Annotated in this window: 20 protein-coding genes; 9 read left to right on the top strand and 11 right to left on the bottom strand. The window is 71.9% G+C overall.

From position 1 onward, the window contains the following. Positions 1-2: 2 nt before the first annotated feature. The gene (locus ACZ7L4_RS38115; RefSeq protein ID WP_472109632.1) at positions 3-1,436 is read right to left on the bottom strand and encodes an alpha-amylase; all 1,434 of its coding nucleotides are present in this window, start codon (positions 1,434-1,436) and stop codon (positions 3-5) included. 218 nt (positions 1,437-1,654) lie between these two features. On the opposite strand from ACZ7L4_RS38115, the gene pulA reads away from it, so the two are divergent. The 6 genes from pulA to ACZ7L4_RS38085 all read left to right on the top strand — a co-directional run bounded on the left by pulA (position 1,655) and on the right by ACZ7L4_RS38085 (position 10,931). Then, positions 1,655-6,973: a pullulanase-type alpha-1,6-glucosidase gene (pulA, locus tag ACZ7L4_RS38110; protein WP_472109631.1), complete on the top strand. Its 5,319-nt coding sequence runs from the start codon at positions 1,655-1,657 to the stop codon at positions 6,971-6,973. Between the two features lie 45 nt (positions 6,974-7,018). Then, entirely contained in the window at positions 7,019-7,834 is an 816-nt protein-coding gene (locus ACZ7L4_RS38105; RefSeq protein ID WP_472109630.1) for a MerR family transcriptional regulator, read from the top strand. Between the two features lie 80 nt (positions 7,835-7,914). After that, the gene (locus ACZ7L4_RS38100; protein ID WP_472109629.1) at positions 7,915-8,370 is read left to right on the top strand and encodes a MarR family winged helix-turn-helix transcriptional regulator; all 456 of its coding nucleotides are present in this window, start codon (positions 7,915-7,917) and stop codon (positions 8,368-8,370) included. An 80-nt stretch (positions 8,371-8,450) separates the two neighbouring features. Then, complete coding sequence (locus ACZ7L4_RS38095; RefSeq protein ID WP_472109793.1) at positions 8,451-9,770, top strand: MFS transporter; 1,320 nt, start codon at positions 8,451-8,453, stop codon at positions 9,768-9,770. 157 nt (positions 9,771-9,927) lie between these two features. After that, on the top strand, positions 9,928-10,653 hold the full coding sequence (locus ACZ7L4_RS38090; RefSeq protein ID WP_472109628.1) for an HNH endonuclease family protein: 726 nt from the start codon (positions 9,928-9,930) through the stop codon (positions 10,651-10,653). A gap of 62 nt (positions 10,654-10,715) precedes the next feature. Next, on the top strand, positions 10,716-10,931 hold the full coding sequence (locus tag ACZ7L4_RS38085; RefSeq protein WP_472109792.1) for a hypothetical protein: 216 nt from the start codon (positions 10,716-10,718) through the stop codon (positions 10,929-10,931). 3 nt (positions 10,932-10,934) lie between these two features. On the opposite strand, the gene ACZ7L4_RS38080 is transcribed toward ACZ7L4_RS38085, so the two are convergent. Beyond that, positions 10,935-11,894: a phosphotriesterase family protein gene (locus ACZ7L4_RS38080; RefSeq protein WP_472109627.1), complete on the bottom strand. Its 960-nt coding sequence runs from the start codon at positions 11,892-11,894 to the stop codon at positions 10,935-10,937. Positions 11,895-12,066: 172 nt separating this feature from the next. Then, complete coding sequence (locus ACZ7L4_RS38075) at positions 12,067-12,360, bottom strand: hypothetical protein (RefSeq protein ID WP_385767542.1); 294 nt, start codon at positions 12,358-12,360, stop codon at positions 12,067-12,069. A gap of 595 nt (positions 12,361-12,955) precedes the next feature. On the opposite strand from ACZ7L4_RS38075, the gene ACZ7L4_RS38070 reads away from it, so the two are divergent. The 3 genes from ACZ7L4_RS38070 (at position 12,956) to ACZ7L4_RS38060 (ending at position 17,209) form a co-directional block, all read left to right on the top strand. Then, complete coding sequence (locus ACZ7L4_RS38070; RefSeq protein ID WP_472109626.1) at positions 12,956-14,446, top strand: FUSC family protein; 1,491 nt, start codon at positions 12,956-12,958, stop codon at positions 14,444-14,446. A gap of 357 nt (positions 14,447-14,803) precedes the next feature. After that, a complete protein-coding gene (locus tag ACZ7L4_RS38065) occupies positions 14,804-16,108 on the top strand; it encodes a nitric oxide synthase oxygenase (protein WP_472109625.1) in 1,305 nt (434 codons plus the stop codon). Between the two features lie 60 nt (positions 16,109-16,168). Further along, positions 16,169-17,209 carry a lactonase family protein gene (locus ACZ7L4_RS38060; protein WP_472109624.1) on the top strand — a complete coding sequence of 347 codons (1,041 nt, stop codon included), beginning with the start codon at positions 16,169-16,171 and terminating at the stop codon, positions 17,207-17,209. Here the strand turns inward: ACZ7L4_RS38060 and ACZ7L4_RS38055 are convergent. The 8 genes from ACZ7L4_RS38055 to ACZ7L4_RS38020 all read right to left on the bottom strand — a co-directional run bounded on the left by ACZ7L4_RS38055 (position 17,206) and on the right by ACZ7L4_RS38020 (position 25,902). Then, positions 17,206-17,856, bottom strand: a complete 651-nt coding sequence (locus tag ACZ7L4_RS38055) for a class I SAM-dependent methyltransferase (RefSeq protein WP_472109623.1) — start codon at positions 17,854-17,856, stop codon at positions 17,206-17,208. The two genes, ACZ7L4_RS38060 and ACZ7L4_RS38055, sit on opposite strands and share 4 nt — an antisense overlap. Before the next feature lie 131 nt (positions 17,857-17,987). After that, complete coding sequence (locus ACZ7L4_RS38050; RefSeq protein ID WP_472109622.1) at positions 17,988-18,923, bottom strand: sirohydrochlorin chelatase; 936 nt, start codon at positions 18,921-18,923, stop codon at positions 17,988-17,990. 140 nt (positions 18,924-19,063) lie between these two features. Next, positions 19,064-20,032, bottom strand: a complete 969-nt coding sequence (locus ACZ7L4_RS38045; RefSeq protein WP_472109621.1) for an N-acetylglucosamine kinase — start codon at positions 20,030-20,032, stop codon at positions 19,064-19,066. Beyond that, positions 20,029-20,706, bottom strand: coding sequence for a uracil-DNA glycosylase (locus ACZ7L4_RS38040; protein ID WP_472109620.1), 678 nt, complete (start codon positions 20,704-20,706; stop codon positions 20,029-20,031). Before ACZ7L4_RS38040 ends, ACZ7L4_RS38045 begins: the two co-directional genes overlap by 4 nt. Positions 20,707-20,754: 48 nt before the next feature. Further along, complete coding sequence (locus ACZ7L4_RS38035) at positions 20,755-22,644, bottom strand: amylo-alpha-1,6-glucosidase (protein WP_472109619.1); 1,890 nt, start codon at positions 22,642-22,644, stop codon at positions 20,755-20,757. Beyond that, positions 22,641-23,990, bottom strand: a complete 1,350-nt coding sequence (locus ACZ7L4_RS38030) for an MGH1-like glycoside hydrolase domain-containing protein (protein WP_472109618.1) — start codon at positions 23,988-23,990, stop codon at positions 22,641-22,643. Before ACZ7L4_RS38030 ends, ACZ7L4_RS38035 begins: the two co-directional genes overlap by 4 nt. Then, positions 23,987-24,787 carry a sugar phosphate isomerase/epimerase family protein gene (locus ACZ7L4_RS38025; RefSeq protein ID WP_472109617.1) on the bottom strand — a complete coding sequence of 267 codons (801 nt, stop codon included), beginning with the start codon at positions 24,785-24,787 and terminating at the stop codon, positions 23,987-23,989. The genes ACZ7L4_RS38030 and ACZ7L4_RS38025 overlap by 4 nt, the downstream gene beginning before the upstream one ends. Before the next feature lie 68 nt (positions 24,788-24,855). Beyond that, on the bottom strand, positions 24,856-25,902 hold the full coding sequence (locus ACZ7L4_RS38020; RefSeq protein ID WP_472109616.1) for a zinc-dependent alcohol dehydrogenase: 1,047 nt from the start codon (positions 25,900-25,902) through the stop codon (positions 24,856-24,858). Positions 25,903-25,989: the final 87 nt, after the last annotated feature.

Here is a 25,989-nt window from a genome sequence, read left to right as displayed (position 1 = left end):
GGCTACGCGGTGTGGAAGGCCACCGCCCCCTTCGCCGGCACCGTGAGCTCGGCCTTGCCGCCGGAGACGGTCACCGAGCCCTCGCCGACGACGTTGTCGTACGTGCCGTCCGGCACGCTCGTCGTGTACGTGTGCGTGCTGGCGGACGACGAGTTGTTGATGGCGACGAAGCCGACGTCGCCGCGGCCGAAGCCGATCACGTTCGAGCCGGGTGACTGCCAGTCCGTCACCGCCTTGCCCGCCGCCGCGTTGTGCCAGCCCACCATCCCGGTGATCGCGGTGTCCCGGTCGAGGCAGGACCAGGCGCCCGAGCAGTCGGTGTCGGAGACGATCCCGCTGCCGTCGTTCGGCGGTGCCTGGTCGCTCTGGTCGAACTTCCAGGCCGCGTAGACCGAGGGCCGTCCGTAGCCGCGCGCCAGCTGGAAGATGTTGGCGAGGGTGGCGGTGGCGCCGTCCTTGTAGCTGAGGGTGTCGCCGTTGCGCTCGGTGTCGTGGTTGGTGACGAAGGTGTTGGAGTTCGCCTCGTCGGCGAGTCCCCAACTGCTGCCGAAGGACGACAGGTTGGCGATGTCGCCGCCGCCGAACTGCGACTTCATGGCGGACGCGTACGTGAAGTCGAGGACGTCGCCGTTGCCGTAGTAGTCGCCCGTGGCCGGTGGTGTGCCCGGATACACCTCCTGGGTGATGTACGGGGCGTCGCCCGACGTGGTGGTGTGCAGTGCGCCCACGATCGCCTTGAGGTCGCCGGTCTCGATGTGCTTCGCGGCGTCGACGCGGAAGCCGTCGACGCCCAGGTCGATCTGCTTGTTGAGGAACCCGACGATCTTCTCGCGGACGCCGGACTCGGAGGTGTCCAGGTCGGGCAGGCCGAGCAGCTCGCAGTGCTGGACCTCGTGCTGGTCCGACCAGTTGGCGATGGTCTTGGTGCAGTCGTCGCTGTCGGCCGGGTCGTAGTCCGGGGTGTCGTACTTGTTGGAGATGGTGGTGCCCGCGTAGCCGGTCCCGGGCTGGGCGGACGTGTGGTTGATGACGGCGTCCGTGTAGACCTCGATGCCGGCCGAATGGCAGCTGTCCACCATGGACTTGAAGTCGCTCGCGCTGCCGAAGCGGCTGTCGAGCTTGTACGAGTACGGCTGGTAGACGTCCCACCAGTAGTGGTTGTCCTGCCTGAGGGACTCCTGGGGCGGGGCGACCTGGACGGCGCCGTAGCCCGCCGGGTCGAGGGTGTCGGTGCACTCCTTGGCGACCGAGGCCCAGTTCCACTGCCACAGATTGGCGATGACATCACCGTTGGGTGTGCCGGTGTCGGCGGCCGTCGCGGTCGGGGCGGGCAGGGAGGCCATGCCGCCGAGGGTGAGGGCGCCGAGGGCCATCGCGGTGGCGGTGCGGCGGCGCCTGCGGGGGCTTCTTGGCGTGGGGGATGTGCCGTGCTGCATGTGCGGCTCCTGAATGTGGGGTTCTGGTGGCGCGTCGTGAGCGTGGGGCAGACGAGTACGCCCCGTCAATGGGCAGTTGAAAATTCTTGCTACATCTTTCGCAACTCTTGCAGTGGTGTTCCGGCAGGCGTTACCGTCACGCGGCGGACCGGCCCCACCCTCCCCACGCGCGCGGCCGGTCCGCCCCAACACACCGCATCCCGCGAGGAGTTCCCGACGTGAGCCGCAGTCCGATTCGCGTACCGCACAGACGCGCCGCCGCGTACACCGCGGCCGCCGCGCTCCTCGTGACGCTCGCCCAGCCCCTGGCGGCCCGCGCGGCCGCACCGCCCCCGCCGCCGTCCGACGCGAAACTCGCGGCCGAGCCGGCCCGCCACGACCTCACGCGCGAGCAGTACTACTTCGTGCTCCCGGACCGCTTCGCGAACGGCGACACCGGCAACGACAAGGGCGGCCTGACCGGTTCACGCCTGGCAACCGGCCACGACCCGACGGACAAGGGCTTCTACCAGGGCGGCGACCTCAAGGGCCTGACGAAGCGCCTCGACTACATCAAGGACCTCGGGACGACGGCCATCTGGCTCGCCCCGATCTTCAAGAACAAGCCCGTGCAGGGCGAGGGCAAGGACGCCTCGGCCGGCTACCACGGCTACTGGATCACCGACTTCACGCAGGTCGACCCGCACTTCGGCAGCAACGCCGACCTCAAGAACCTGATCTCCAAGGCCCACGGCAAGGGCATGAAGGTCTTCTTCGACGTCATCACCAACCACACCGCCGACACGGTCGACTACGCCGAGAAGAAGTACGGCTACCGCCCCAAGGGCGCCTACCCGTACCTCGACACCAAGGGCCGTCCCTTCGACGACAGCAAGGGCGTCACGGCGAAGGTCGACGGCGACTCCTTCCCGTACACACCGAAGAACACGGGCGAGATGGTCCCGTCCTGGCTGAACGACCCGACGATGTACCACAACCGGGGCGACTCGACCTGGGAGGGCGAGTCGACCACCTACGGCGACTTCTCCGGCCTCGACGACCTGTGGACCGAACGCCCCGAGGTCGTCTCCGGCATGGAGAAGATCTACGAGAAGTGGGTGCGGGACTTCGCCGTCGACGGCTTCCGCATCGACACCACCAAGCACGTGAACATGGACTTCTGGACGCAGTGGGCGACGGCGCTCGACAAGTACGCCGCCGCGCACGGCCGTGAGGACTTCTTCATGTTCGGCGAGGTCTACTCGGCCGACACCGACGTCACCTCCCCGTACGTCACCCAGGGGCGGCTCGACGCGACGCTCGACTTCCCGTTCCAGGACGCGGCCCGCGCCTACGCCTCGCAGGGCGCGTCCGCCGACAAGCTCGCCAAGGTCTTCGCCGACGACTACAAGTACGCCACCGACAAGGCGAACGCGTACGAGCAGGTCACCTTCCTCGGCAACCACGACATGGGCCGCATCGGTACGTTCCTGAAGTCCGACAACCCGAAGGCGTCCGACGCGGAGCTGGTCCGGCGCGACAGGCTCGCGAACGAGCTGATGTTCCTCTCGCGCGGCAACCCCGTCGTCTACTACGGCGACGAGCAGGGCTTCACCGGAGCGGGCGGCGACAAGGACGCCCGTCAGACCATGTTCGGCTCGAAGGTCGCCGACTACCTCGACGACGACGAGCTGGGCACCGACCGCACGCACGCCGACGCCGCGTACGACACCGGGCACCCGCTGTTCAGGTCGATCGCCGCGCTGTCGAAGCTCCGCAAGGACAACCCGGCGCTCGCCGACGGGGCGCAGAAGGAGCTGTACGCGAAGGACTCGGTGTACGCGTTCTCGCGCACCGGCGACGACCGCGAGTACGTCGTCGCCGTGAACAACGCGAGCGAGGCGAAGACGGTCGAGCTGCCGGTGGAGTCCGCCAAGTTCCGCACCCTGTACGGCGGTTCCGGTGCCGAGCCGGCGTCCGACGGCCGCGTGAAGGTCACCGTGCCCGCGCTGTCCTCGCTCGTCCTGCGCGCCGAGTCGAAGCTCCCCGCGCCGGCCGCGAAGCCCACGCTGTCCCTGAAGGCGCCGTCCGCCGGGGCCACCGGCACGGTCACGCTCTCGGCCGACCCCGTCGACACGGCTTCGGCCCGCGTCGTCTTCGCGGCCCAGGTCGGCAACGGCAAGTGGCGCACGCTCGGCTCCGTCGACCACGCCCCGTACAAGATCACGCAGCACATCCCCGACACGGTGTCGGCCGGAACGCCCTTGCGGTACAAGGCAGTTGTGGTGGACCGTGCCGGACGCACCGCCAGCGCCCTCGCCGACACGACGGCGGGGCAGCCGCCCGCGCCCGAGAAGCCGACGGCCGTGGACCGCGACCACGCCGTCGTCCACTACAAGCGCGCCGACGGCGACTACGACGGCGTGCGCCTGAAGTCCGGTGACACCACCGCCGAGTTCGTCGGCCGCGACGCCTACGGCGCGTTCGCCTGGGTGAAGGTACCGGACGCCGCGAGCTCGGTGACGTACACGATCGAGAAGTCCGGTACATCCGACGGTCCGCAGCGCACCGTCGACCTCGGGAGGACCGGCGAGGTCTGGGTCGAGCAGGGCAAGGAAGGCCAGGAGACGGCCAGGCCCGACGGTGCCTACCCGCCGCAGGACGCCAAGAAGGCCGTCATCCACGTGCACCGCGCCGACGGCGACTACGACGGCTGGGGCCTGCACACCTGGACCGGCGCCGCGAACCCGACCGACTGGTCGAAGCCGCTCCAGCCCACCGGCAAGGACGCCTACGGGCTGACCTTCGAGGTGCCGCTGGCCGACGGCGCGACCTCGCTGAGCTACATCCTCCACAAGGGCGACGAGAAGGACATCGCCACGGACCGCTCGCTCGACTTCGCCACGTACGGCAAGGAGGTGTGGCTCAACTCCGGAGACACCAACTACCTTCTCCCGTCGGTGGGTTCGGGCGCCGACCTCGACCTCGCGAAGGCCGAGGCGCAGTGGATCGACGCCGACACGGTCGTCTGGAAGGTGAAGGCCACCGCCGCCACCAGCCAGCAACTGGTGTACGCGCCGGAGGGTGGCATCGGCGTGCAGGATGGGGCGCTGACCGACGAGGGGCAGTGGCTGCGGCTCAACCCCGGTGACCTGACCGACGCGCAGAAGGCGAAGTACCCGCACCTCAAGGACTATCCGGCGTTCACCGTCGACCCGCGCGACCGCGACCGGGTGCGCGACGCGCTGCGCGGCCAGCTGATCGCCACGCAGCGGGCGGCGAACGGGGCGCTGCTCGCGGCGACCGGCGTGCAGACGGCAGGCGTCCTGGACGACACGTACGCGGACGCCGCGCAGAAGGCCTCCCTCGGCCCGGTGTTCAAGAACGGCAAGGTCACCCTGTCGGTGTGGGCGCCGACCGCCCGCGACGTCTCCCTGGAGCTCGGCGGGAAGCCGGTGGCCATGCGCCGTGACGACGCGAGCGGCGTCTGGTCGGCGACCGGGTCCGCCGCCGCGTGGCGCGGCAAGGAGTACCGGTACGCCGTGCGGGTGTGGGCGCCCAGCGTCCAGAAGCTCGTCACCAACAAGGTCACCGACCCGTACTCCGTGGCGCTCACCGCGAACTCGGAGCGCAGTCTCGTCGTCGACCTCGGTGACAGGTCCCTCGCCCCGAAGGGCTGGTCCGGCCTGGCCAAGCCGAAGGCCGTCCCCATGAAGGACGCGCAGATCCAGGAACTCCACGTCCGGGACTTCTCGGTCGAGGACGGCACGACACCGGCGAAGGACCGGGGCACGTACAACGCCTTCGGCGACAAGGACACCGACGGCTCGAAGCATCTGCGGGCGCTCGCCAAGTCCGGCACCTCGTACGTGCACCTGCTTCCGGCCTTCGACATCGCGACGATCCCCGAGAAGAAGTCCGAACAGGCCGCGCCCGACTGCGACTTGAAGGCGTCGGCCCCCGACAGCGACGAACAACAGGAGTGCGTCGGCAAGGTGGCCGGCAAGGACGCCTACAACTGGGGCTACGACCCGTACCACTACACGGTCCCCGAGGGCTCGTACGCGAGCGACCCGGACGGCACGAAGCGCACGGTCGAGTTCCGCGACATGGTCAAGTCGCTGAACGAGGACGGCCTGCGGGTCGTCATGGACGTCGTCTACAACCACACGGCGGCCGCAGGACAGGACAAGACCTCCGTCCTGGACAAGGTGGTGCCCGGCTACTACCAGCGGCTCATGGCCGACGGCTCGGTGGCCAACTCCACCTGCTGTTCCAACACCGCGCCCGAGAACACGATGATGGGCAAGCTGGTCGTCGACTCGATTGTGACCTGGGCGCGCGAGTACAAGGTCGACGGCTTCCGCTTCGACCTCATGGGACACCACCCGAAGGCCAACATCCTGGCCGTCCGCAAGGCCCTCGACGCGCTGACCCTGGAGAAGGACGGCGTCGACGGCAAGAAGATCATCCTCTACGGGGAGGGCTGGAACTTCGGCGAGATCGCGGACGGCGCCCGCTTCGAGCAGGCCACGCAGAAGAACATGGCCGGCACCGGCATCGCCACCTTCTCCGACCGGGCACGGGACGCGGTGCGCGGCGGCTCCCCGTTCGACGAGGACCCGGGCGTGCAGGGCTTCGCCTCCGGCCTCTACACCGACCCCAACTCCTCGAAGGCGAACGGCACATCGGCCGAGCAGAAGGCCCGGCTCCTGCACTACCAGGACCTCATCAAGGTGGGCCTGTCGGGGAACCTGGCGGCGTACGAGTTCACCGACACGGCGGGGGAGAAGGTGAAGGGATCCGGCGTCGACTACAACGGCGCGCCCGCCGGCTACGCGGACGCCCCCGGCGACGCCCTCGCCTACGCCGACGCGCACGACAACGAGTCCCTGTACGACGCGTTGACGTACAAGCTGCCCGCGTCGACGAGCACGGCCGACCGCTCCCGCATGCAGGTCCTCGCGATGGCCACGGCGGCCCTCTCCCAGGGCCCGGCGCTCTCGCAGGCGGGCACCGACCTGCTGCGCTCGAAGTCCCTCGACCGGAACTCGTTCGACAGCGGCGACTGGTTCAACGCGATCCACTGGGACTGCCGCACGGGCAACGGCTTCGGCCGCGGCCTGCCGATGGCCGCGGACAACAAGCCCAAGTGGTCCTATGCGAAGCCCCTGTTGGCGTCGGTGAAGGTGCCGGGCTGCCGGGACATCGAGGGGACCTCGGCCGCGTACCAGGACCTGCTGAGGATCCGCACGACCGAACCGGCCTTCCGGCTGTCGACGTCCGCGGAGGTCCAGAAGGAGCTGTCCTTCCCGCTCTCCGGCAAGGACGAGACACCGGGCGCCATCACGATGCGGCTCGGCGACCTCGTGATCGTGTTCAACGCGACTCCGGAGCGACAGAAGCAGAAGGTCACCGACGCGGCGGGCGCGGAGTACCGGCTGCATCCGGTGCAGGCGCGCGGCGCGGACGAGTCGGTGAAATCGGCGTCGTACACGGTCGGCACCGGGACGTTCACGGTGCCGGGACGTACGGTCGCGGTGTTCCGCCGAGGGTGAGCGCTTGACCCTCACATCGTGTGAGCCCGTGGACTGGGAGACATCATGTTCACCATCGGAGAGTTCGCCAGGCACGGGCGTGTGTCGGTCCGCATGCTGCGTCACTACGACGCCATGGGGCTGCTGCGCCCGGCCCGTGTCGACCCGGCCACGGGCTACCGCCACTACACCGCCGCCCAGCTCGCCCGCCTCAACCGCGTCATCGCGCTCAAGGATCTCGGCTTCACGCTCGAACAGGTCCGGGAGCTGGTGGACGAGAAGATCGGCCCCGAGGAGCTGCGCGCCATGCTGCGGCTGCGCAGGGCCGATCTGGAGGCGGAGATGGCCGCGGCGGCGGCCCGGCTGACCGGCGTCGAGGCGCGGCTCCGATCGATCGAGAGCGAGGGATTCATGCCCACCGACGACGTCGTCATCAAGCGCCTGCCCGCCGTGCGCGTGGCCGAACTGACCGCCGTGGCCGCCGACTTCGAGCCGGGCTCCATCGGCCCGGTGATCCAGCCGCTGTACGAGGAGCTGTTCCGGCTCCTCGACGCCGCCGGCATCCGGCCCACCGGGCCCGGCGTCGCCCGCTACGAGGACGCCCCCGGCGGCGGCATCCTCGTGCACGCGGGCATCGAGGTGAATGCGGCGCCCAGGGAGGACGGTGCGCTGCGCGTCCTCGACCTGCCGCCCGTCGAGCGCGCCGCGACGCTCGTGCACCGCGGGTCGATGGACGCCGTCCTGCCGTCCGTGCAGACCCTCGCCCGCTGGATCGACGCGCACGGCCATCGCTCGGTCGGCTATCCGCGGGAGATCAACCTGGAGTGCCCGCAGGAGAGGGAGGACTGGGTCACGGAGCTGCAGGAGCCGCTGGAGGGGTAGCCGGCAGCCGTACGGGAGGTCGACAGTCAGACTGTGCAGCCCAGGTTGCACAGCCTGGGCTGTCGATCTACCGTGGAGGCATGAACGACGACAGCGCGTCCGTCGAGGAGCTCGCGGCCCGGGCCACCGACGAGGTGTGGGTGATCATCAGCCGGCTCCGCCGCAGGCTGATGGCGCTCGACGTGGACCCCGAGGGTGAGCTCTCGCCCGCCCAGGCGTCCGTGCTCTCGCGGCTCGACAAGTACGGGCCCTCCACCGCGAGCGACCTCGCGGCGATCGAGAACGTGCGGCCGCAGTCCATGGCCAAGCACGTGATCGCCCTGGAGGAGCGCGGGCTCGTCGAGCGGCACCCGGACCCCGACGACGGCCGCCGCCGCGTGGTCGCGCTCACCGACGCGGGGCGCGAGCGCCGCCAAGGGGTGCGCAAGGCCCGACAGGCGTGGCTCGCCGGGCGGCTCGCCGAGTGCGGAAGCGAGGAGCAGCTGCGCGCCGTCATCACGGCGATGGCGTTGCTCGACGAGGTGACGCAGGCGTGAGCGGCATAACCGAGCGCGTCCGCGGCGTACGGAAGCGGGGCGGAACGGCCGAGGGCTTCGACCGGCGGCTCGTCGCGCCGATGATCCTCGGGTCGATCCTCAACCCGGTCAACTCCTCGATGCTCGCGGTCGCGCTCGTCCCGATCGGCCACGCCTTCGGCGTTCCGCCGTCCCAGACGGCGTGGCTGGTCTCGGCGCTCTATCTCGCGACGGCCGTCGGCCAGCCGGTGATCGGCCGGCTCGTCGACGCGTTCGGCCCGCGCAGGCTCTATCTGCTCGGCACCGCGCTCGTCGGCGTCGCCGGCCTGCTCGGTGTGCTCGCCCCGAGCTTCTGGGTGCTGATCGTCTCCCGGGTGCTGCTCGGCTTCGGCACCTCCGCCGCGTACCCGGCCTCCATGTATCTGCTGCGCACCGAGTCCGAGTGCACCGGCATGAAGAGCCCCAGCGGCATCCTCGCCGCGCTGTCGGTGTCCAACCAGGTCATCGCCGTCATCGGCCCGACCCTCGGCGGCGTGCTCATCGGCCTCGGCGGCTGGCACCTCATCTTCGCGATCAACGTGCCGCTGTCGCTCGCCTGCCTCGCGCTCGGCGCGCTGCGGCTCCCGAAGTCGGCCAGGGCCGGCCGCGAGGCCGACGCCACGACCTCGGCGGACGTGCCCGGCATGCTGCTGTTCGCCGGATCGCTCACCGCGTTCATGCTGTTCCTGACGGCGCCCGGCGCCGCACACTGGTACCTGCCGGTGATCGGTGCCGTCGCCGGCACGGTCTTCGCCCGCCGGGAACTGGCCTCCGCCGATCCCTTCATCGACCTGCGCGTCCTGAGCGGCAACACCCCGCTGCTCGCCACGTACGCGCGCCAACTCCTCGCGTACACCACGTCGTACGCGTTCCTGTACGGCTACAGCCAGTGGCTCCAGGACGGCCGCGGCCTCGGCCCCGAACAGGCCGGTCTCCTGCTGCTTCCGATGTCCCTGATGGCCATCGGTGTCACTGTCCTGACCGGGCGCCGCCCGCAGGTGCGAGCCAAGCTGTTCGTCGGAGGTGTCGCCCAACTCATAGGCGTGGCCGCCCTGTTGGGTCTGAACTCCGACAGCCCGATCTGGCTCCTCGTCGTCATCGGCGCGGTCTTCGGCATCCCCCAGGGCCTCGTCGGCCTCGCCAACCAGAACGCCCTCTACGCCCAGGCCGACCCGGAGCGCACCGGAGCCTCCGCCGGGCTGCTGCGCACGTTCAGCTACCTCGGCGCACTGCTCGCCTCCGCCGCCAACGCCGCCTTCTTCAAGGGCGGCGCGAACACGGCAGGGCTGCACGAGCTGGCCTGGATGCTCGTCGTCGTCTCCGTGCTGCTGCTCCTGGTGACCGTGACCGACAGGGCGCTGCACCGGGTCGGCCGGGACTGACCCTCGTAGTCGACCGCAGCGCGCGCCTCGCCGACGCCTTCCGTGCCGTGGGGCTGCCGGCCCCGACTCACTGACACGCGCCCGGTCCCTGACGCTCCGTCGGCCGCCCCGTACGCTTCGTATGTTCGAAGCGGTCGACGGAAGGCAGTTGCGGGGCATGGGGTTTCAGGAACGTACGCGGTTCGGGCGGCTCGGTCGGGCGGCGGTGCCGGCCGCGCTGACGGTGCTGTTGCTCGCCGGATGTCAGGGGGTGGGCGACGGCGGGTCCGAGGACTCGGCGCACGGCGCGGAACCCTCCACGTCCGCGAGCGCGACCACCGGTGAGAGCACCCTTCCCGGTGTGCCCAGCGCGGACGAGGCCCGTGGCGAGCTGGCCGAACTGAAGGTGGCACCCCACGGCTCCATGTCCGGCTACAGCCGCGACAAGTTCCCGCACTGGGCGGAGCAGGGCGACAGCTGCGACACCCGCGAAGCCGTCCTGAAGCGCGACGGCAAGGACGTGAAGACGGACGGCGAGTGCCACGCGGACTCCGGGAACTGGGTCAGCGTGTACGACGGCGAGAAGTTCACGGACTCCGGTGACCTCGACATCGACCACACCGTGCCGCTCGCCAACGCCTGGCGCTCCGGCGCCGACGAGTGGACGCAGGAGCAGCGCAAGGCGTTCGCCAACGACCTCGAGCACCCGCAACTCCTGTCGGTGTCCGCCCACTCGAACCGTTCCAAGGGCGACCAGGGCCCCGACGAGTGGCAGCCCGACGCCAAGGACTACTGGTGCACGTACGCCCGTTCCTGGGTGTCGGTGAAGTCGACGTACGAACTGACGGTCACCGACGCCGAGAAGAAGGAACTGACGACGATGCTCGGGACGTGTTCCGCGTGAGCGGCGACGAGAAGAAGGCCGAGACACTGACGGGCGAGGTGCACGCGGGACCCGGTGGTGCCATGACCGACGAGGTCGGTGTCGTCACCGGCGACCTCACCGTCTCGACGATCCGGGAGGCCGGGGACCGGGCCCGCATCGCCGTCCAGTACACGGGCGCCGAGGAGTGGTACACCCTCACCGGCAGCCCCGCGAGCGTGCCGCCCGAGGGCCTGGCCGCGCTGCACGCCGAGGTGCTGCGCAGCGTGGAGCGCGGCGGCGGCGCGGTCAGCCCCTGAGGGCTACGCCTCGAAGTGGCGCCGCGGATTGGCGCGCAGGATCGTGTCGATGTCGTCCTTGGACACACCCTTGTCGGCGAGGGCGGGCAGTACGTCTTCGCTGATGTGCCGGTAGTTCCACTTCGGGGCGACCTCGGCGCGGTCCACGTCGCCGAACCAGTCGATGACGCACGAGGCGTCGTGCGAGATCGTGATCCGGTCGGTGTATCCGCGCCGCACCAGCTCGACGACGGTGTCGACGCGCTGCTCGGTGGTGAGCGGGGCGTCGAGCCCGAACCGGTCCATGCCGAGGTACGAGCCCGCATCGGCGAGCCGCGCCAGATAGTCGATGTCGTCGGTGTCCCCGGAGTGCCCGATGACGACGCGCGCCAGGTCGACGCCCTCCTCCGCCAGCACACGCTGCGCGACGAGCCCCGACTCCGAGGCCGCGTGGGTGTGCACGGTGATCGGCGCGCCGGTACGCACGGAGGCCTGGCCGACCGCCCGCATGGCCCGCTCGACGCCGGGAGTGAGGCCCTGTTCCTCGATGGCGCACTTGAGGAACGCGGCACGCACACCGGTGTCCGCGATGCCCTCGGTCAGATCCTTCACGAACAGGTCGACGAGCGGCTCGGGCCCGCCGAACAGGGTGCCGGGACCGTTGTAGTGGAACTGGAACGGCAGATCGTCGTACGTGTAGAGACCGGTCGCGGGGACGATGTTGAGGTCCGTGCGCGCCGCGATCCTCTGAATGCGGGGGATGTACCGGCCGAGACCGAGCACCGTCGGGTCGAGGATGGTGTCGATGCCGAGCCCCTTGAGCTCGTTCAGCTGGGCGACGGCGTCGTCGACGACGGCCTGCTCGTCCCACCGCGCGTAGTTCTGCCGGAACTCCTCGCCGACGATGACGACGTGTTCGTGGACGAGTACGTTCCCGAGTTCGCTGGAGTCGATCGGACCTCGGACCGTCCAGACCTGCGTCATCGGCGCACCTCTCGATGTGGACGTCGGAGTTGACGTCGGATTCAAGGTGAGCCGAGCGTCCCGCCGGGCGCCCGCGGGCGTCAAGACATGGGACGGGGTGTGATCGAAAGAGGCTCGTCGGCGGAGCCTCCAGGGCGTTGGGGGCCGCCCCGAAGTCCGGCCGACGAGCGACTCACAGGCGGCGGATCCAGGCGGCGACGCCGTGGCCCACCACGAGATAGATCACCGCGGGCAGGGCGTTGTTGAAGAAGACCCGCAGCCCCTCGGTGTCCATGGTGAAGATGTCCCGCGCCCAGCCGGAGAGCCAGTCGGCCATCCCGTGCACGAACTCGACGAACACGTTCGACTGGTTCGCGTCGAGCAGGTACAGCACGATCCACAGAGCGAGGAAGACCGCGGCGATGTCGGCCAGCGTGTGCACGAGCAGGGCGAACCGGTCCGCGCCCCGCCCGCTGCGGTTGCGCACGGGGCGGCCGTTCGGCGTGAACCCGGAGTTCTGTCCGTAGCCGGTGTGCGGGACCGGCTCGTAGGGGATGTCGGGGTCCTGGCGGTAGGCGGGCTGCTGCCGCGGGGGCGGCGGCGGTCCGTCGTACGGGCGGGGGTCGTCGTAAGGACGGGGTCCGTCGTACGGGCGCGGACCGCCGTACATCGGAGCGGTGTCGCCGCCTTGGGAGGGGTATGGGGCGTTGTGAGGCGGCCTGTTCGGACCGGGGCCGTATGGGGCATTGTTCGGAATGCCGTCGTTGGGGTGAGTCACGGGCGGCATGTTGCCCGTCGCGGACGGCCGAAACCCGCTTCACCGCCACTTCACAGACACCGCGCATCACGGGGTTTCCGGTCGGGAGAGGTGACCGGTTGTGCCGACTGGGCAGATGGTCCGGCGGTGGACCGCACCGCGCACCCGTGGCTGTACCAATGGCCCAGTGGATCCGGTCACTGTTGAACCACGGGCCCTTCTGCTGCTGAAATGAAGGCGTCGATGGCGCTGCGGACCCGGAAGGGTCTCCGCGGCGCCTTTTCCATGTCAGGGGACGCACGCGGTACGGAAGGGGCGGGGCACGTTGCTGAAGAGGGCGTTCGTGGCGGCGGATCCGGGGCGGATGCGGCTGCGGTTCGCGACGCGGGCCGTGCTGGGGATCGGGCTCGCCGTCGCGCTGTGCGGCGCGGTCGGGCACTCCCTGACCGGCGCGATCACCGGCGGCCTCGCCGCGCTGCTCGCGCTGTTCACGGTGACCGACGCGACGGTGCGCGGCCAGGCCGTCACGACGGCGCTGCTGCCGGCCGTCGGACTCCCGGTGCTCGCGCTCGCCGCGGCCCTGCACGACGTGCCGCTCGCACGCGATCTCGCCTTCCTCGCCGTCGTGGGCGCGGGCGTGTACGCGCGGCGGTGGGGGCCGCGCGGACACTCGCTCGGCGTCTTCGCGTTCATGACCTTCTTCGCCGCCCAGTTCCTGCACACCGTGCCGCGACAGCTGCCCGAGCTGTACGCCGCCGTGCTGCTGTCGCTCGGCGCCGCGGCGCTCGTCCGGTTCGGGGTGTGGTGCTACGAGCGGCGGCTCCCGGCACCCGTGGGCGTGCCCGCCCCGACCGGGGGCACGGGGCTCGCGCGGATCACGACGCGGCAGGCCGTGCAGGCGACCGTGGGGGCCGGCTTCGCGCTCGGCATCGGGCAGCTGCTCTCGGACCAGCGGTGGTACTGGGCCGTGGGCGCCACGTGGTGGGTGTTCGTGGCGACGACCTCGCGCGGGGAGACCGTGGTGCGCGGATTCCGCCGCTTCCTGGGCACGGTGCTCGGCATCGTCCTCGGCTTCCTGGTCGCCGTCCCGCTGCACGACCACGCGGTGGCCGCCGCCGTCATCGTCGCGATCAGCGTCTTCGGGATCTTCTACACCGCCCACGTCTCGTACACGTGGATGATGCTGGCCGTCACCGTCATGGCGAGCATGCTCTACGGGCTGCTGGGCGTGCTCGATCCGGCGCTGCTGGCCCTGCGGGTGGGGGAGACGGCGGTCGGCTCGCTCGGCGCCGTGCTCGCGGTGCTGCTCCTGCTGCCCGTGACCACGCACTCCGTCACCGAGGCGTGGGTCGAGCGGGCCCTGCGCTGCGTGCACGCGTGCACCGCGGAGGCGGCGGCACGCCTTGGCGGCGACGCGGGCGCGGACCCGGCGCCGCGCGTCGCCGAACTGGAACACATCCTCGGGCGCGTACGCCTCTCGCTGTCGCCGCTCGTGCATCCGCTGAGCCCCGTCAAGGCCCGCAAGGGCCGGGCCCGGCAGATCCTCGCCCTGCTCGACGACTGCGCGCGCGAGGTGCGCGGGCTCGCGTCCGTCGCCGCGGACCCGGAGGCCTCGCACGACGCGCGGCTCGCGGCGGCGTGCCAGCGGGTGGAGTCGGCGGTCGAGGCGCTCACGGCGCCCGCGCCTTACGCTCGCGCTGTGGTTCCGGTGCCGTATGCCGCGGAGGCGGAGCATCCGGTCTTGGCGCACCTGCACGGTCTTGAGCGGGCTCTTGTCGAACTCGCGGTGCCGTTGCGCGGGGCGCGGGAGGTGTAGGGCCGTGGCGGTCGTGCGTCCTCCGGTCGCGGGGCTCTGCCCCGGGCCCCGCTGCTCAATCGCCGCAGGGGCTTGATAGGGCTCGCTGCTTCGTCGTAGGGGCGTGCTGGGTGGGGTGTGCGCCCCCGTGCAGTTCCTCACGCCCCGACGGCATCCGTAACCGGCCGCCCACCGGTCTCGACTTGTGGTTGTCTCGCAGCGGCGTGGACACCGGGGCCCCGATTGAGGCAGGTGTCCGGGGCACATACAGGGTGGATCAGTTCGCCCGACGGGTAGGCCCCGCGCCATCGAACGTCCAAGGCGCACGCCCGTGCGGGAGCGGGCCGCGCGCCGATCACCAGCCGCTGGGGGTGCACCATGCGAAGCAACCTGCGCCGGGGACAGGACCCGGGCGACGCCGCCGGCTGGCTCGCCCTCGCGCCGAACCGGCACACCGGCGCCCGCGCCGCCGAACCGACCCGCCACGACCGCTGCCCGGTCACCTCCGAGGGCGCCCGGCCCGCGCCCGCCACCCCGCGCCGCACCGGCGACGTCGCGCACGCCGCCGCCACGTTCGTCCGCCAGCACCACGCGGAGCGGGAGCTCGGCGACCCGGGCCCCCGCCTCGCCGAGGTGGACGCGGAACTCGCTGCCACGGGCACGTACACCCACACCCCGGAGGAACTCGTCTTCGGCGCCCGCGTCGCCTGGCGCAACGCCAACCGCTGCATAGGCCGCCTCTACTGGCAGTCCCTGCGCGTACGCGACCTGCGGCACCTCACCACCGCCGAGGAGATCGCCGAGGCCTGCGCCGATCATCTGCGCGAGGCGGCCCCCGGCGGCCGCATCCGCCCGCTCATCACGGTCTTCGCGCCCGACCGCCCGGACCGACCAGGGCCCCGCATCTGGAACGAACAGCTCATCCGCTACGCCGGCTACATCCAGCGCGACGGCCATGTGGTCGGCGACCCGCGCGGCACCGGACTCACCGCCTGCGCCCGCCGGCTGGGCTGGCGCGGCGGCGAGGGCAGTCCCTTCGACGTCCTGCCGCTGCTCGTGCAGCCGGACCCGCGCGAGCAGCCCCGCTGCTTCGACCTCCCCGCCGACGCGGTTCTCGAAGTCCCCCTGCACCACCCGGAGTTCGACTGGTGGTCCGGGATCGGCCTGCGCTGGCACGCGGTCCCCGCGCTCGCCAACATGTGCTTGGAGATCGGCGGCGTCTGCTACGGCGCGGCCCCCTTCAACGGCTGGTACATGGGCACGGAGATCGGCGCCCGCAACCTCGCCGACACCGACCGCTACAACCTGCTGCCCTACCTCGCCGACCGCCTCGGCCTCGACACCTCCACCGACCGCTCCCTCTGGAAGGACCGCGCACTGGTCGAGCTGAACCGCTCCGTGCTGCACTCCTTCGACAGCGCGGGCGTCACCATGGCCGACCACCACACCGAGTCCCGGCGCTTCCTCACCCACGTCGCCCGCGAGGAGTCCCGCGGCCGCGCCGTCGGCGCCGACTGGTCGTGGATCGTCCCACCGCTCTCCGGCTCGACGACCCCGGTCTTCCACCGCACGTACGACGACGCACCGAGCACCCCCGCCTACGTCCACCACCCCGACGCGCACACCCGCGCCCGCGGCGAGGAACCACCCCGCTCCACGAGGCCCTGGCGCGACCTGCTCTGAGGTCCCCGCTGCTACCGTCGGCGGCACGGGCGCCGGGCCCGTACGCCGAAAGGGGACGCAGTGACCGGGAGTCAGGCAGAGCGGGCGTACATCGGATCGTTCACGGCGGCCGGCGGGCGCGGCATCGTGACCGCGGCGCTCGACCAGAAGGACGGCTCGCTCACCCTCATCGACGCCACGGACGAGCTGCCCGACCCCTCGTACCTGACGCTCTCCGGCGGACTGCTGTACGCGGTGAGCGAGACGACCGAGGGGGCGGTGGCCGCGTTCCGCACGGACTCGCGGCCGCTGACGCCCGCCGCGCCGCCGGTGCCGGTCGGCGGCGAGAGCCCCACCCATCTGTCGGTGTGGGACGGGCGCGTACTGGCAGCCAACTACGGCTCCGGCAGCGTCAGTTCGGTACCGCTGCGCGCCGACGGCATCCCGGCCGGGTCCGGCCCCGAGGTGCACCGGCACACGGGCTCGGGCCCGCACCCGCAGCGCCAACAGGCCCCGCACGCCCACCAGATCCTGCCGGACCCGACCGGCGCCTGGGCCCTCGCGGTCGACCTCGGCACGGACTCGGTCCGCACGTACACGAAGAACCCCGACGGCAGCGGCCTCCTGCCGCACCAGGAGACGGCCCTGCGCCCCGGCTCCGGCCCCCGCCACCTGGCCTTCCACCCCTCGGGCGACTACGTCTACGTCCTCAACGAACTCGCCCCCACGCTCACGGTCTGCGCCTGGAGCGCGGCGGACGGCGCCCTGAAGCCGCTCACGGAGATCCCCGTCCTGACGGGCACACCGGCCGACGACGCGTACCCCTCGGCGCTCGTCGTCGCCCCCGACGGCCGCTTCCTGTGGACGGCCACGCGCGGCGCCGACCTGCTCTCGCTCTTCGCCCTCGACCCGACCGGCGAGCGGCCGACCCTGCACGGCACCGTCCCCTGCGGCGGCAACTGGCCCCGCGACCTGGCCCTCGACCCGTCAGGACGCTTCCTCTACGCCGCGAACGAGCGCTCCGGCGACGTCACGTGGTTCACGGTCGACCGGGAGTCCGGGGTGCCGGTGCGGGGCGGCAGTGTGCCGGTGCCGGCGGCGTCCTGCGTGGTGTTCGGCTAGACCGCGGGCTCGGCGACGCCTACAAGGTAGTTCCGCGACGCGGGCCGCACCTGCGCCGCCCAGCCGAGGGACGCCAGGTCCCCGGTCAGCGCCTCGGCCTCGTGGAAGACCTTCACGATGCGGTACCGGCTGCCGTCCTTGAGCTCGCGCACCGCGGCCGGGCTGGACTCGCCCGCAAGCAGCTCCTCGTTCGCGGCCATGGACGGGCCGTCGTCGACGAACACCACCTTGCCGCCCGGGGCGAGGGAGGCGGCGACCGAGCTCCAGAATCCGGGCATCCGGGCCGGCGGCACGTGCGACAGCCAGAACCCGAAGAACACGGTGTCGTAGCGCCGGGAGGGCCGCCAGTCGAACAGATCGGCCTGCTCGAAGCGGACGTTGGGCGCGGACACCCGCTCCCGCGCGATCGCGAGCACTTCCTCCGACGCGTCGACGGCCGTCACGGACGTGGCCCGCGGCGCGAACTGGGCGGTCCACTGCCCGGTCCCACAGGCCAGCTCCAGCACGTCCCCGCGGACCGGCCACTCGGCACTGGCCCGCAGCAACTCCCGCAGGTCCGCCCGTTCCGCATACGGCCGGTCGTACTCGGGCGCCCGTGCCCGGTAGTAAGCCATCTGTTCCGTCACCAAGGCGTCATCGAGGCTCATCCCCCGACGGTAACGTTCAAAGATCACCCTCGTCAGCCATTCCCCACCACGCCCGTCCAGCGATCGAGGACAAAAAAAGAGGACAAAAAAGGGGGCCCGGGACACCGTCCCGAGCCCCGGCCCCCGACCGCTCAGCCGCCGGAGGCAACCGGCTGAGGCGTGATCCCCAGCGCCGTCGTGTACTTGGCGAGCGCGAGCTTGCCCATCGCCGGGTACGCCCCCAGCGGCTCCGCGACGGCACACCCCGCGTCCTTGGCGGCAGCCTCGAGCACGGACGGGTCGAGCTCGGGCCCGACGAGGTACGGCGCGAGCGCCAGCTGCTGTGAACCGGAACCGCGCAGCTGCTCGGCGGTGGCGGCGACGGCCCCCTCCTCGTCGAGCGCGGCGGCCATCACCGGCACGGCGAGCCGCGCGGCGAGCAGCATCCCGGTGATCCCGGCGGCCTGCACCGCCTCCTCGCCGCCTATGGAGGCGAGGATGATGCCGTCGGCCGCCGTGGTCACGGCGAACAGGCGCGCGCGGTCGGCGCGGGCCAGACCGGCCTCCGAGAGCCGCACGTGCAGCGCCTCGGCGAGCAGCGGGTGCGGGCCGAGCACATCGGTCAGCTCCGCGGCGACCCGGCTGTCGGCGATGGCCTGCCGGATCTGCCGCAGCTGGGCGTTGTCCGGGCCCGCGAGCAGCGGCACGACGACCCCGACGGGCCCGGCCGGCTCCTGCGCCTCGACACCGGCCGCGAGCGCCTGCTCGTAGCGGGCGGTGCGCTCCTTCGCGGCGTGCGCGAGCACGGACGCCAGCGAGGGGAACTCCGCCGAGATCGGGAAGTCGGTGAGCTCACCCTCCACGAAGCCGACCCGCGCGTCCAGGCCGGGCAGCTCGGAACGGGCGATGCTCACCACCTCGTCGGCGAGCATGCGCGTGGCGGTGCTGGGCGTGCCGGGCACCGCGAGCACAAGAGACGGCGCGCCCTCGGGGGCGGCCACGGGTTCCGGACGACGGTGGCGTCCGGGCTGTCGGGGTCGCGGCATTCGTACGGGCAGGCCGGATGCGGGCCCAGTGGGGGTGCTCATGGCGCCGCATGCTACTGGCTCGACCGGCTTCGTTGTTCGGTCAGGGTGCAGGTGAACGGTTTCCGTCCGAGATTGTCCTTTCAGTTACGAATCCTGCAAGTGTCCTGGTCCGGAGGGGTGTGCGGCGGATTCGAAGTGAATTACGGCACATGCAGCAGGCGATGATCGCGCGGCAGCCTGAGCCCGCCCGTGGCGAGCGCGGCGGCGATCACCAGGGACCCGTGCAGCGGGTCACCCGTGGCGGTCACGACCGTGGCCTGCGGAAGCTGCTCGGTCAGCTCTGCGCGCAGCGGGCCGAGCAGCGGCTCGCCCGTCTTGAAGAGGCCCCCCGTGAGGGCGACCTTGCCGCCGTCGGCCGGGCAGACCGCCGCGGCCGCCTCGGCGATGTGGGCGGCGGCCCGGCGCAGGATGTCCGCGGCCACGGGGTCCTCGGCGGCGCAGCGCGCCACATCCGGGGCGAAGGAGGCGAGCGCCGCCGGGCGGTCGGTGCGCGGGTAGATCAGGCCCGGCAGCTCGACGGCGGGCCCGAACCGTTCCTCGGCGAGCGCGAGCAGCGCCTTGCTGCCCCCGCGCCGCCCGTCGAAGGCGCGCATCGCGGCGTCGAGCCCCGCCTGCCCGATCCACGAACCGCCGCCGCAGTCGCCGAGCAGATGCCCCCACCCGTCGGCCCGCCGCCAGCTCACGAGGTCGGTGCCGAGGGAGATCATCCCGGTGCCCGCGGCGACGACCGCTCCGCGCCGCTGACCGAGCGCACCCGCGTACGCGGTGACCCCGTCGGCGGCCAACGCGAGCCGCTCGACGCCGAGTTCACGCGCGAGCGCCCCCGGCAGCTCGGCCCGCAGCCCGTCGCCGAGCGTCGCCATCCCGGCCGCCCCCAACGCGATGCCGGACAGCGTGACTTCCCCGGCCCGGCCCAGCAACTCCCGTGCCATCGGCACGAGTTGCTCCACCATGTGGCCGGGGTCGATGCCGGAGGCGGACGTACGTACAGGCACGGACGAAGCGGTCGTCAGCGCCCGCCCGACGGCGTCGACGGGCGCGAGGGCGGCCCGGAGGCCCGAGCCGCCCGAGTCCACTCCGAGCACCCACTCGCCCACGGCCGGCGTCACGGCAGCTGCCAGTTGACGGGCTGCGCGCCCTGGCGTTCGAGCAGATCGTTGGCCCGGCTGAACGGGCGGGAGCCGAAGAAGCCGCGGTCCGCCGACATGGGCGACGGGTGCGGGGACTCGACCGCCGGGTAGTCGCTGAGCAGCGGGCGCAGATTGCGCGCGTCACGGCCCCACAGGATCGACACGAGCGGCGTCCCGCGCGCGGCGAGGGCGCGGATCGCCTGCTCGGTGACCTGCTCCCAGCCCTTGTCGCGGTGCGAGGCCGGACGCCGCGGGGCCACGGTGAGCGCCCTGTTCAGCAGCAGCACACCCTGCTGCGTCCACGGCGTCAGGTCCCCGTTCGAGGGCTCCGGCACGCCCAGGTCCGCGTTCATCTCGCGGTAGATGTTGATGAGGCTGGGCGGCAGGGGGCGTACGTCCGGGGCGACCGAGAAGGACAAACCAACAGCGTGCCCCGGCGTGGGGTACGGATCCTGCCCGACGATCAGCACCCGCACGTCGTCGAACGGCTGCTGGAAGGCGCGCAGCACGTTGGCGCCCGCCGGGAGGTAGGTGCGCCCGGCGCCGATCTCCGCGCGGAGGAATTCCCCCATCGCGGAGATCTGCCCGGCCACGGGCTCGAGGGCCTTCGCCCAGCCCGCTTCGACGATTTCATGCAGAGGTCGTGGTGCCACGGGCGTCACCCTACTGCCGCCCCGGCACCCCGCCTCAACCGGCCGCCGTCAACCTCCCACTGTGCTAAGGGCGGTACGCAGCGCCCACGGTGTCGCCGCCGCCCACGCCTGCGGGGAGCAGGAGTGCGGGTAGGGGACCGGGCGGGCGGCGTCGGTGCGCGCGTAGCCGCCGAGCACCTCGGGGAGCCGGTGGCCGTGCCCGGCCGCAGCGTCGATGAGGCCGGAGGCCAGCCGGCGCAGCTCGTCGCCGAGTCCGTGGCGGGCGAGGCCGAGCGCGATGACGGCGTTGTCGTGCGGCCAGGCGCTGCCGCGGTGGTACGACAGCGGGTGGTAAGGACGTTGGCCGGCGGCGAGCGTGCGGATCGCCCAGCCGGAGAAGAAGTCCGCCTCCAGGAGCCGCTCGCCCACGCGTCGCGCGCGGTCCTCGTCGAGGATGCCGGACCACAGCAGATGCCCGGCGTCGGAGGCGAGCGCGTCGACCTGGCGGCCCTGTCCGTCGAGCGCCAGCGCCGGGAAGTCGTCCTCCGTCAGCCAGAAGTCGCGGGCGAAGCGCGCCCGCAGCTCGTCGGCGAGCCGGTCCAACTCCCGTGCGTACGCGCCGTCCTGCCACACGTCCGCGGCGAGGCGTGCCGTGCGGCGCAGCGCGTCGTACGCGTAGCCCTGGGCATCGGACACGGCGATGGGGCCCTCCGCCTGGGTGCCGTCCTTGAAGCAGATGGCGCCGGCGGAGTCCTTCCAGTTCTGGTTGACGAGGCCGTTCGGGTCCGGCTCGTACACGAGATATCCGTGCTCGCGCAGGCCGCCGTCGCCGAGCATCCAGTCGACGGCGGAGCGCGCGTGCGTCTCCAGGCGGGCGGCGAGCGCCGCGTCCTTCGTCGTCTCGTAGTGGGCGTGCAGCAGCACCAGGAACAGCGGCGTCGCGTCGATCGTCCCGTAGTAACGCCCGTACGGCACCTGCCCGAAGTGGGCGAGCTCGCCGCGCCGCGTCTCGTGCACGACGCGGCCGGGCTGCTCGCCGCGGAACGCGTCGTACTCCCGCCCCTGCGCGGCGGCGAGTGCGCTCAGCGTGCCGGCCGCGAGGGCGGGCCGGTAGGGGAGCATGAAGTACGAGGTGAGCAGCGAGTCCCGGCCGAACAGGGTGAGGAACCAGGGCACACCGGCCGCCGGGATGCTGACGGGGTCGCCGTCCACGCCGGGGGCGGAGATCGTCAGAAGGTCCAGATCCGCGAGGCCTTGAGCACAGGCCCGGCCCAAGTCCCCCGACATGTCGACGAGTTCGGCCTCGCCGCCGCGCACGCGGTCCGCCGCGAGCTGGGGCCCGCCGTGCGGATGCGCCGCGACGCGCAGCCGCAACTCGGTCCGGCCGTGCGGCTCCAGAGTCAGCCGCCACACCAGTTCGTACGGTCCCTCGCCGCGCACGGTGTCGGGTGCCGGCGTGGCGGTCACGACGGTGCGGGAGTGCCAGTCGGCCCTGCGGTAGTCGAACTCGACGCCCGTGTCCGTGGGCTGAGCCGTGCGCTCCGCACCGGGCTTGGGGTAGCTGCGCTCGTCCGCGCGCAGCTCGAAGGTGTCCGCGAAGTCGGCGTCGGCGGTGACGGCGACCTCGGCGACGAGCGGGTCGGGGCTGTTGCTGACCAGCTGGAGGGTGTCCGTGAACTCGCCTGCCGCGACGGCCTGTTGGCGGAACACGGTGTACGCGGGCGGAGTGTCGCGGGTGCCCTCCGGGGTGAGCACGCACTCCCCGGCCGGCCCGACGGGGGACAGCACGCCGGGCGCGCTGCCGTCGACGGCGAGCCGCCAGCGGCTCAGGTGCCGGGCGTCGCGCACGAACAACCCGTCCGGCGTGGCACCCCGGGTTCCGGTGATCCCGCCGTCGGCGTCGAGGTGCGCGAACGTGGCGTCGCGCACGAGTTGGGCGCGTGGGGCGGCACCGCTCATCGGGCGGCCTCCTCGGGGTTCAGCAGGTCGAGGGCGAGCGCGGCCGTCCAGGAGAACGAGCGGGCGCCGCGCGCCGCGCCCGTGGTCGGGTCGACGTACTCCGCGAAGCCGGAAGCGCCCGCCGTGTCGAGGAACGCGGCGCGTATCCGGTCGGCGTGCACGTGCCGGCCGTGGGTGCGCAGGCCGCGCTCGATGAGCCACGCCGTGTTGAACCAGGCGGGCCCACGCCAGTACCGGGTCGGGTCGAAGGCCGGGCCCGTCAGGTCGTAACTCGGCACGAGCGCCGTGGAGTCGGCGTGGAAGGACGGGCCGTCGAGCGTCGACACCAAGTGGTCCACGACCGCCTCGGGCAGGCCGGGCGCGAGCAGCGGCACCAGCCCCGCCACGCTGCGCGCCGGTACGAACGCGTCGTCGACCAGGTCGCGGGCCCGGAACAGTCCCGCCTCGTCGTCCCACAGGCGGGTCACGAGCGCGTCGGTGAGCTTCGCGGCCTGCGCCTCGTGGGCGGCCGCGTCGCCGCCCACGCATCCCGCGATCTCGGCGAGCGCCAACTCGCTCGCGATCAACAGGGCGTTCATGCACGGATCCTCGAGGCGGAACGGGTGCTCGGCCGCCCGGTCGTCGTACCCCGCGTCGCGGTAGTCGACGGCGAGCCGCACATAGCGGCCGTAGTCGAGGTCGGTCGGGCGGTCCGCCGGGTGGCCGTGGTCGAGGTCGGCGCGCCGGTAGCTGCCGGGGTCGACGGGCGCGATGCGGGCCAACGGGGCGTCCCAGCAAGGGCTGTTGTCCATGCCCGGCTCCCACGGGTGCACGATCGCCGCGAGGCCGCCGCCGCCCAGATCGCGCCGGTCGAGGAGATAGCGGTGCCAGGCCACGAGGCGCGGATACACCCGGGGCAGGAAGCCGCGGCGCCGCGACTCGGCCGGGTCGGCCCGGTGCACGAGCCACGCGGCCAGCGCGTGCACGGGCGGCTGGACGATGCCCGAGGTCTCCAGAGCGACCGGGGCGCCCTGCGCGGCGCCCGCCGTGGACGAGCGCCAGAAGTCGGGGCTCGGGAAGTACGCCCCGTTCGGCACCGCGGAGTTGAAGACGATGTGCGGGACCCGCCCGTCGTCCCACTGCGCGGCGAGCAGCGACTCCAGCTCGCGCTGCGCGCGGCGCGCGGACAGGTGCCGCAGGCCGATCGCGATGAACGCGGAGTCCCAACTCCACTGGTGCGGATACAGGGTTCGGGAGGGCACCGTGCTCGTGCCCACCCAGTTGTCGAGGAGGACCCGGCCCGCACCGCGCCGCAGGGTCAGGTCCGCGGCGGCGGTGCGGGTGGGCCCGTCGAGGAGAGCGGTCACGCGCCGGACCCCTTGAGGAACGCGGGCACGGAACGGACCGCCTCGACCGGGTCACCGGTCAGCCGGCACTCGGCCGCGAGGTACCCCTCGTACCCTGCGGTGTGCAGGGCGCCCAGCCAGGCCTGCCAGTCGAGGTGTCCCGCGCCCGGCTGGAAGCGGTTGGAGTCCGACACCTGGGCGTGCCCGATGTAGGGGGCGTGGGTGAGGATCGCCTGCGCGGGGTCGGTCTCCTCGATGTTCATGTGGTAGCTGTCGATGCCGATCCGGACCGCGTCCAGACCGACCTCCTTGATCAGCTCGGCGGCCTGCTCCAGGCGGTTGACCATGTGGTCCTCGTACCGGTTGAGCGGTTCGAGGTAGAGCGTGACGCCCTCGGCGGAGGCGTGCTCGCCGAGCTCGGTGAGCCCTTCGAGCAGGATCTCGCGGTCCTCGGCCTCCGAGCGCGGCGGCTCGAAGGGCGGCAGGCGCCGCGAGAACATCCCGTACGAGGCCGGGGTCTGCGCGCCGAGCCCGCCGAGCTCCGCGATGACGGACAGCTGGGACTTCATCTGGACGATAGCGTCGCGGCGCAGCTCGTCGTCGAAGGCGCCGAAGAAGTGCAGCATCTCGACGCACACGGTCGGCATGACCACGCCGTCCTTGAGCGCCTGCCTCAACTCCGGGAGCCGGGAGGCGAAGTGCAGGTCGCCCTTGGCGCGCAGCTCGATGGCGTCGTACCCGGCGCCCTGCGCGAACTCCCACTTCTGCTGCAGGGTGTCGCCGGGCAGCAGCTGTTCCTGGGCAGCGAACTTCAGCATGTTCTCTGGGTACCTCTCAGGCCCTGGGGGCCGGCTCGGGCCTTTTTCTGGGGCCGTCTCGAAATTTCTCAGAACGCGAGGACGACCTGGAGGGCGTCCGCGGGGCGCTCGTCGAGCAGGACGTACGCCTCGGCCGCGTCCGCGACCGGGACGACATGACTGACGAGGGACTCCACGTCCACCTGCCCCTCCGCGACGAGCCGCAGGAACGTCTGCTGGAGGCGCTCCACGGTCCAGCGGCCGGACAGCTGGGAGGGCACTCCGCCGATCTGCGAGCAGACGATCTCCACGCGGTTGTGGTGGAACTCGTCGCCGAGCCGCAGCCCCATTCCGTCGCCCTGGTAGAAGCCGGAGGCGACGACGCGGCCGCCGACGGTCACCGAGCGCACGGCCTGGTGCAGCGCCGGGTAGACGCCGCTGATCTCGATCGCGAGGTCGGTGCCGCGGCCCCCGGTGGCCTCGCGGATGCGCTCGGCGACCGCGTCGGTGCGGGCGTTGAGCGTGGCGTGGGCGCCGTACTTCTTCGCCGACTCCAGGCGGTTGTCCATCGCGTCGACCGCGGTGACACGGGCGCCGCTGAGCTGGGCGAGGCGGGTGGCGATCAGGCCGATGACGCCCTGGCCGAACACGGCGACGTCCTCGCCGAGGTTGATGCCGCCGGCCAGCACCGCGTTGTACGCGATGGCGCCGACCCGGGCGAAGGCGCCGGCGAGGGGTTCGAGGCCCGCCGGGAGCGTGTGGCCGATCATGCGCTCGGCCGGGACGATGCCCTCGCTGCGGTGGCCCCAGATGCCCCACACCAGATCGCCGACCTCGGGCATGCCGGGCGTGCCGACCAACTCCGGGGAGACCTCGGTGACTTCGCCGACCTCGGAGTAGCCCCAGCCGACGACCGGGTAGCTGATGCCCGCCTCGTCGTCGCGGAACAGCCGGGCGTCGGCGTCCCACGTGCGGGTCAGGTAGGGGTTCGTGCCGCGGTAGGCGGTCAGCTCCGTACCGGCCGAAATGCCCGAATAGCGAGTGTGGACGCGCAGGTGGCCCGGCGGCAGCTCCAGGCTCTCGTGCTCGGCCACCTCCACCTGGCGGGGACCTGTGAATTGAACGACGCGTTCCACGGACGACTCCGAAAAAGGGTGGTGTGCCTGTTGGTTGAGTCGACAATATCCGCAACTTATGTCTTGTCAACAGGCAAAAGTAGTGCT

This window comes from Streptomyces sp. NPDC107575 (assembly GCF_055657265.1).
This window is presented reverse-complemented; position numbering and strand designations above follow the sequence as displayed.

Excerpts from the sequence above, each read along its gene's own strand:
- ACZ7L4_RS38115 (WP_472109632.1), bottom strand. The coding sequence starts at position 1,436 with ATGCAGCACGGCACATCCCCCACGCCAAGAAGCCCCCGCAGGCGCCGC.
- ACZ7L4_RS38105 (WP_472109630.1), top strand. The coding sequence starts at position 7,019 with ATGTTCACCATCGGAGAGTTCGCCAGGCACGGGCGTGTGTCGGTCCGC.
- ACZ7L4_RS38100 (WP_472109629.1), top strand. The coding sequence starts at position 7,915 with ATGAACGACGACAGCGCGTCCGTCGAGGAGCTCGCGGCCCGGGCCACC.
- ACZ7L4_RS38095 (WP_472109793.1), top strand. The coding sequence starts at position 8,451 with ATGATCCTCGGGTCGATCCTCAACCCGGTCAACTCCTCGATGCTCGCG.
- ACZ7L4_RS38090 (WP_472109628.1), top strand. The coding sequence starts at position 9,928 with ATGGGGTTTCAGGAACGTACGCGGTTCGGGCGGCTCGGTCGGGCGGCG.
- ACZ7L4_RS38085 (WP_472109792.1), top strand. The coding sequence starts at position 10,716 with ATGACCGACGAGGTCGGTGTCGTCACCGGCGACCTCACCGTCTCGACG.
- ACZ7L4_RS38080 (WP_472109627.1), bottom strand. The coding sequence starts at position 11,894 with ATGACGCAGGTCTGGACGGTCCGAGGTCCGATCGACTCCAGCGAACTC.
- ACZ7L4_RS38065 (WP_472109625.1), top strand. The coding sequence starts at position 14,804 with ATGCGAAGCAACCTGCGCCGGGGACAGGACCCGGGCGACGCCGCCGGC.
- ACZ7L4_RS38055 (WP_472109623.1), bottom strand. The coding sequence starts at position 17,856 with ATGAGCCTCGATGACGCCTTGGTGACGGAACAGATGGCTTACTACCGG.
- ACZ7L4_RS38050 (WP_472109622.1), bottom strand. The coding sequence starts at position 18,923 with ATGAGCACCCCCACTGGGCCCGCATCCGGCCTGCCCGTACGAATGCCG.
- ACZ7L4_RS38035 (WP_472109619.1), bottom strand. The coding sequence starts at position 22,644 with ATGAGCGGTGCCGCCCCACGCGCCCAACTCGTGCGCGACGCCACGTTC.
- ACZ7L4_RS38025 (WP_472109617.1), bottom strand. The coding sequence starts at position 24,787 with ATGCTGAAGTTCGCTGCCCAGGAACAGCTGCTGCCCGGCGACACCCTG.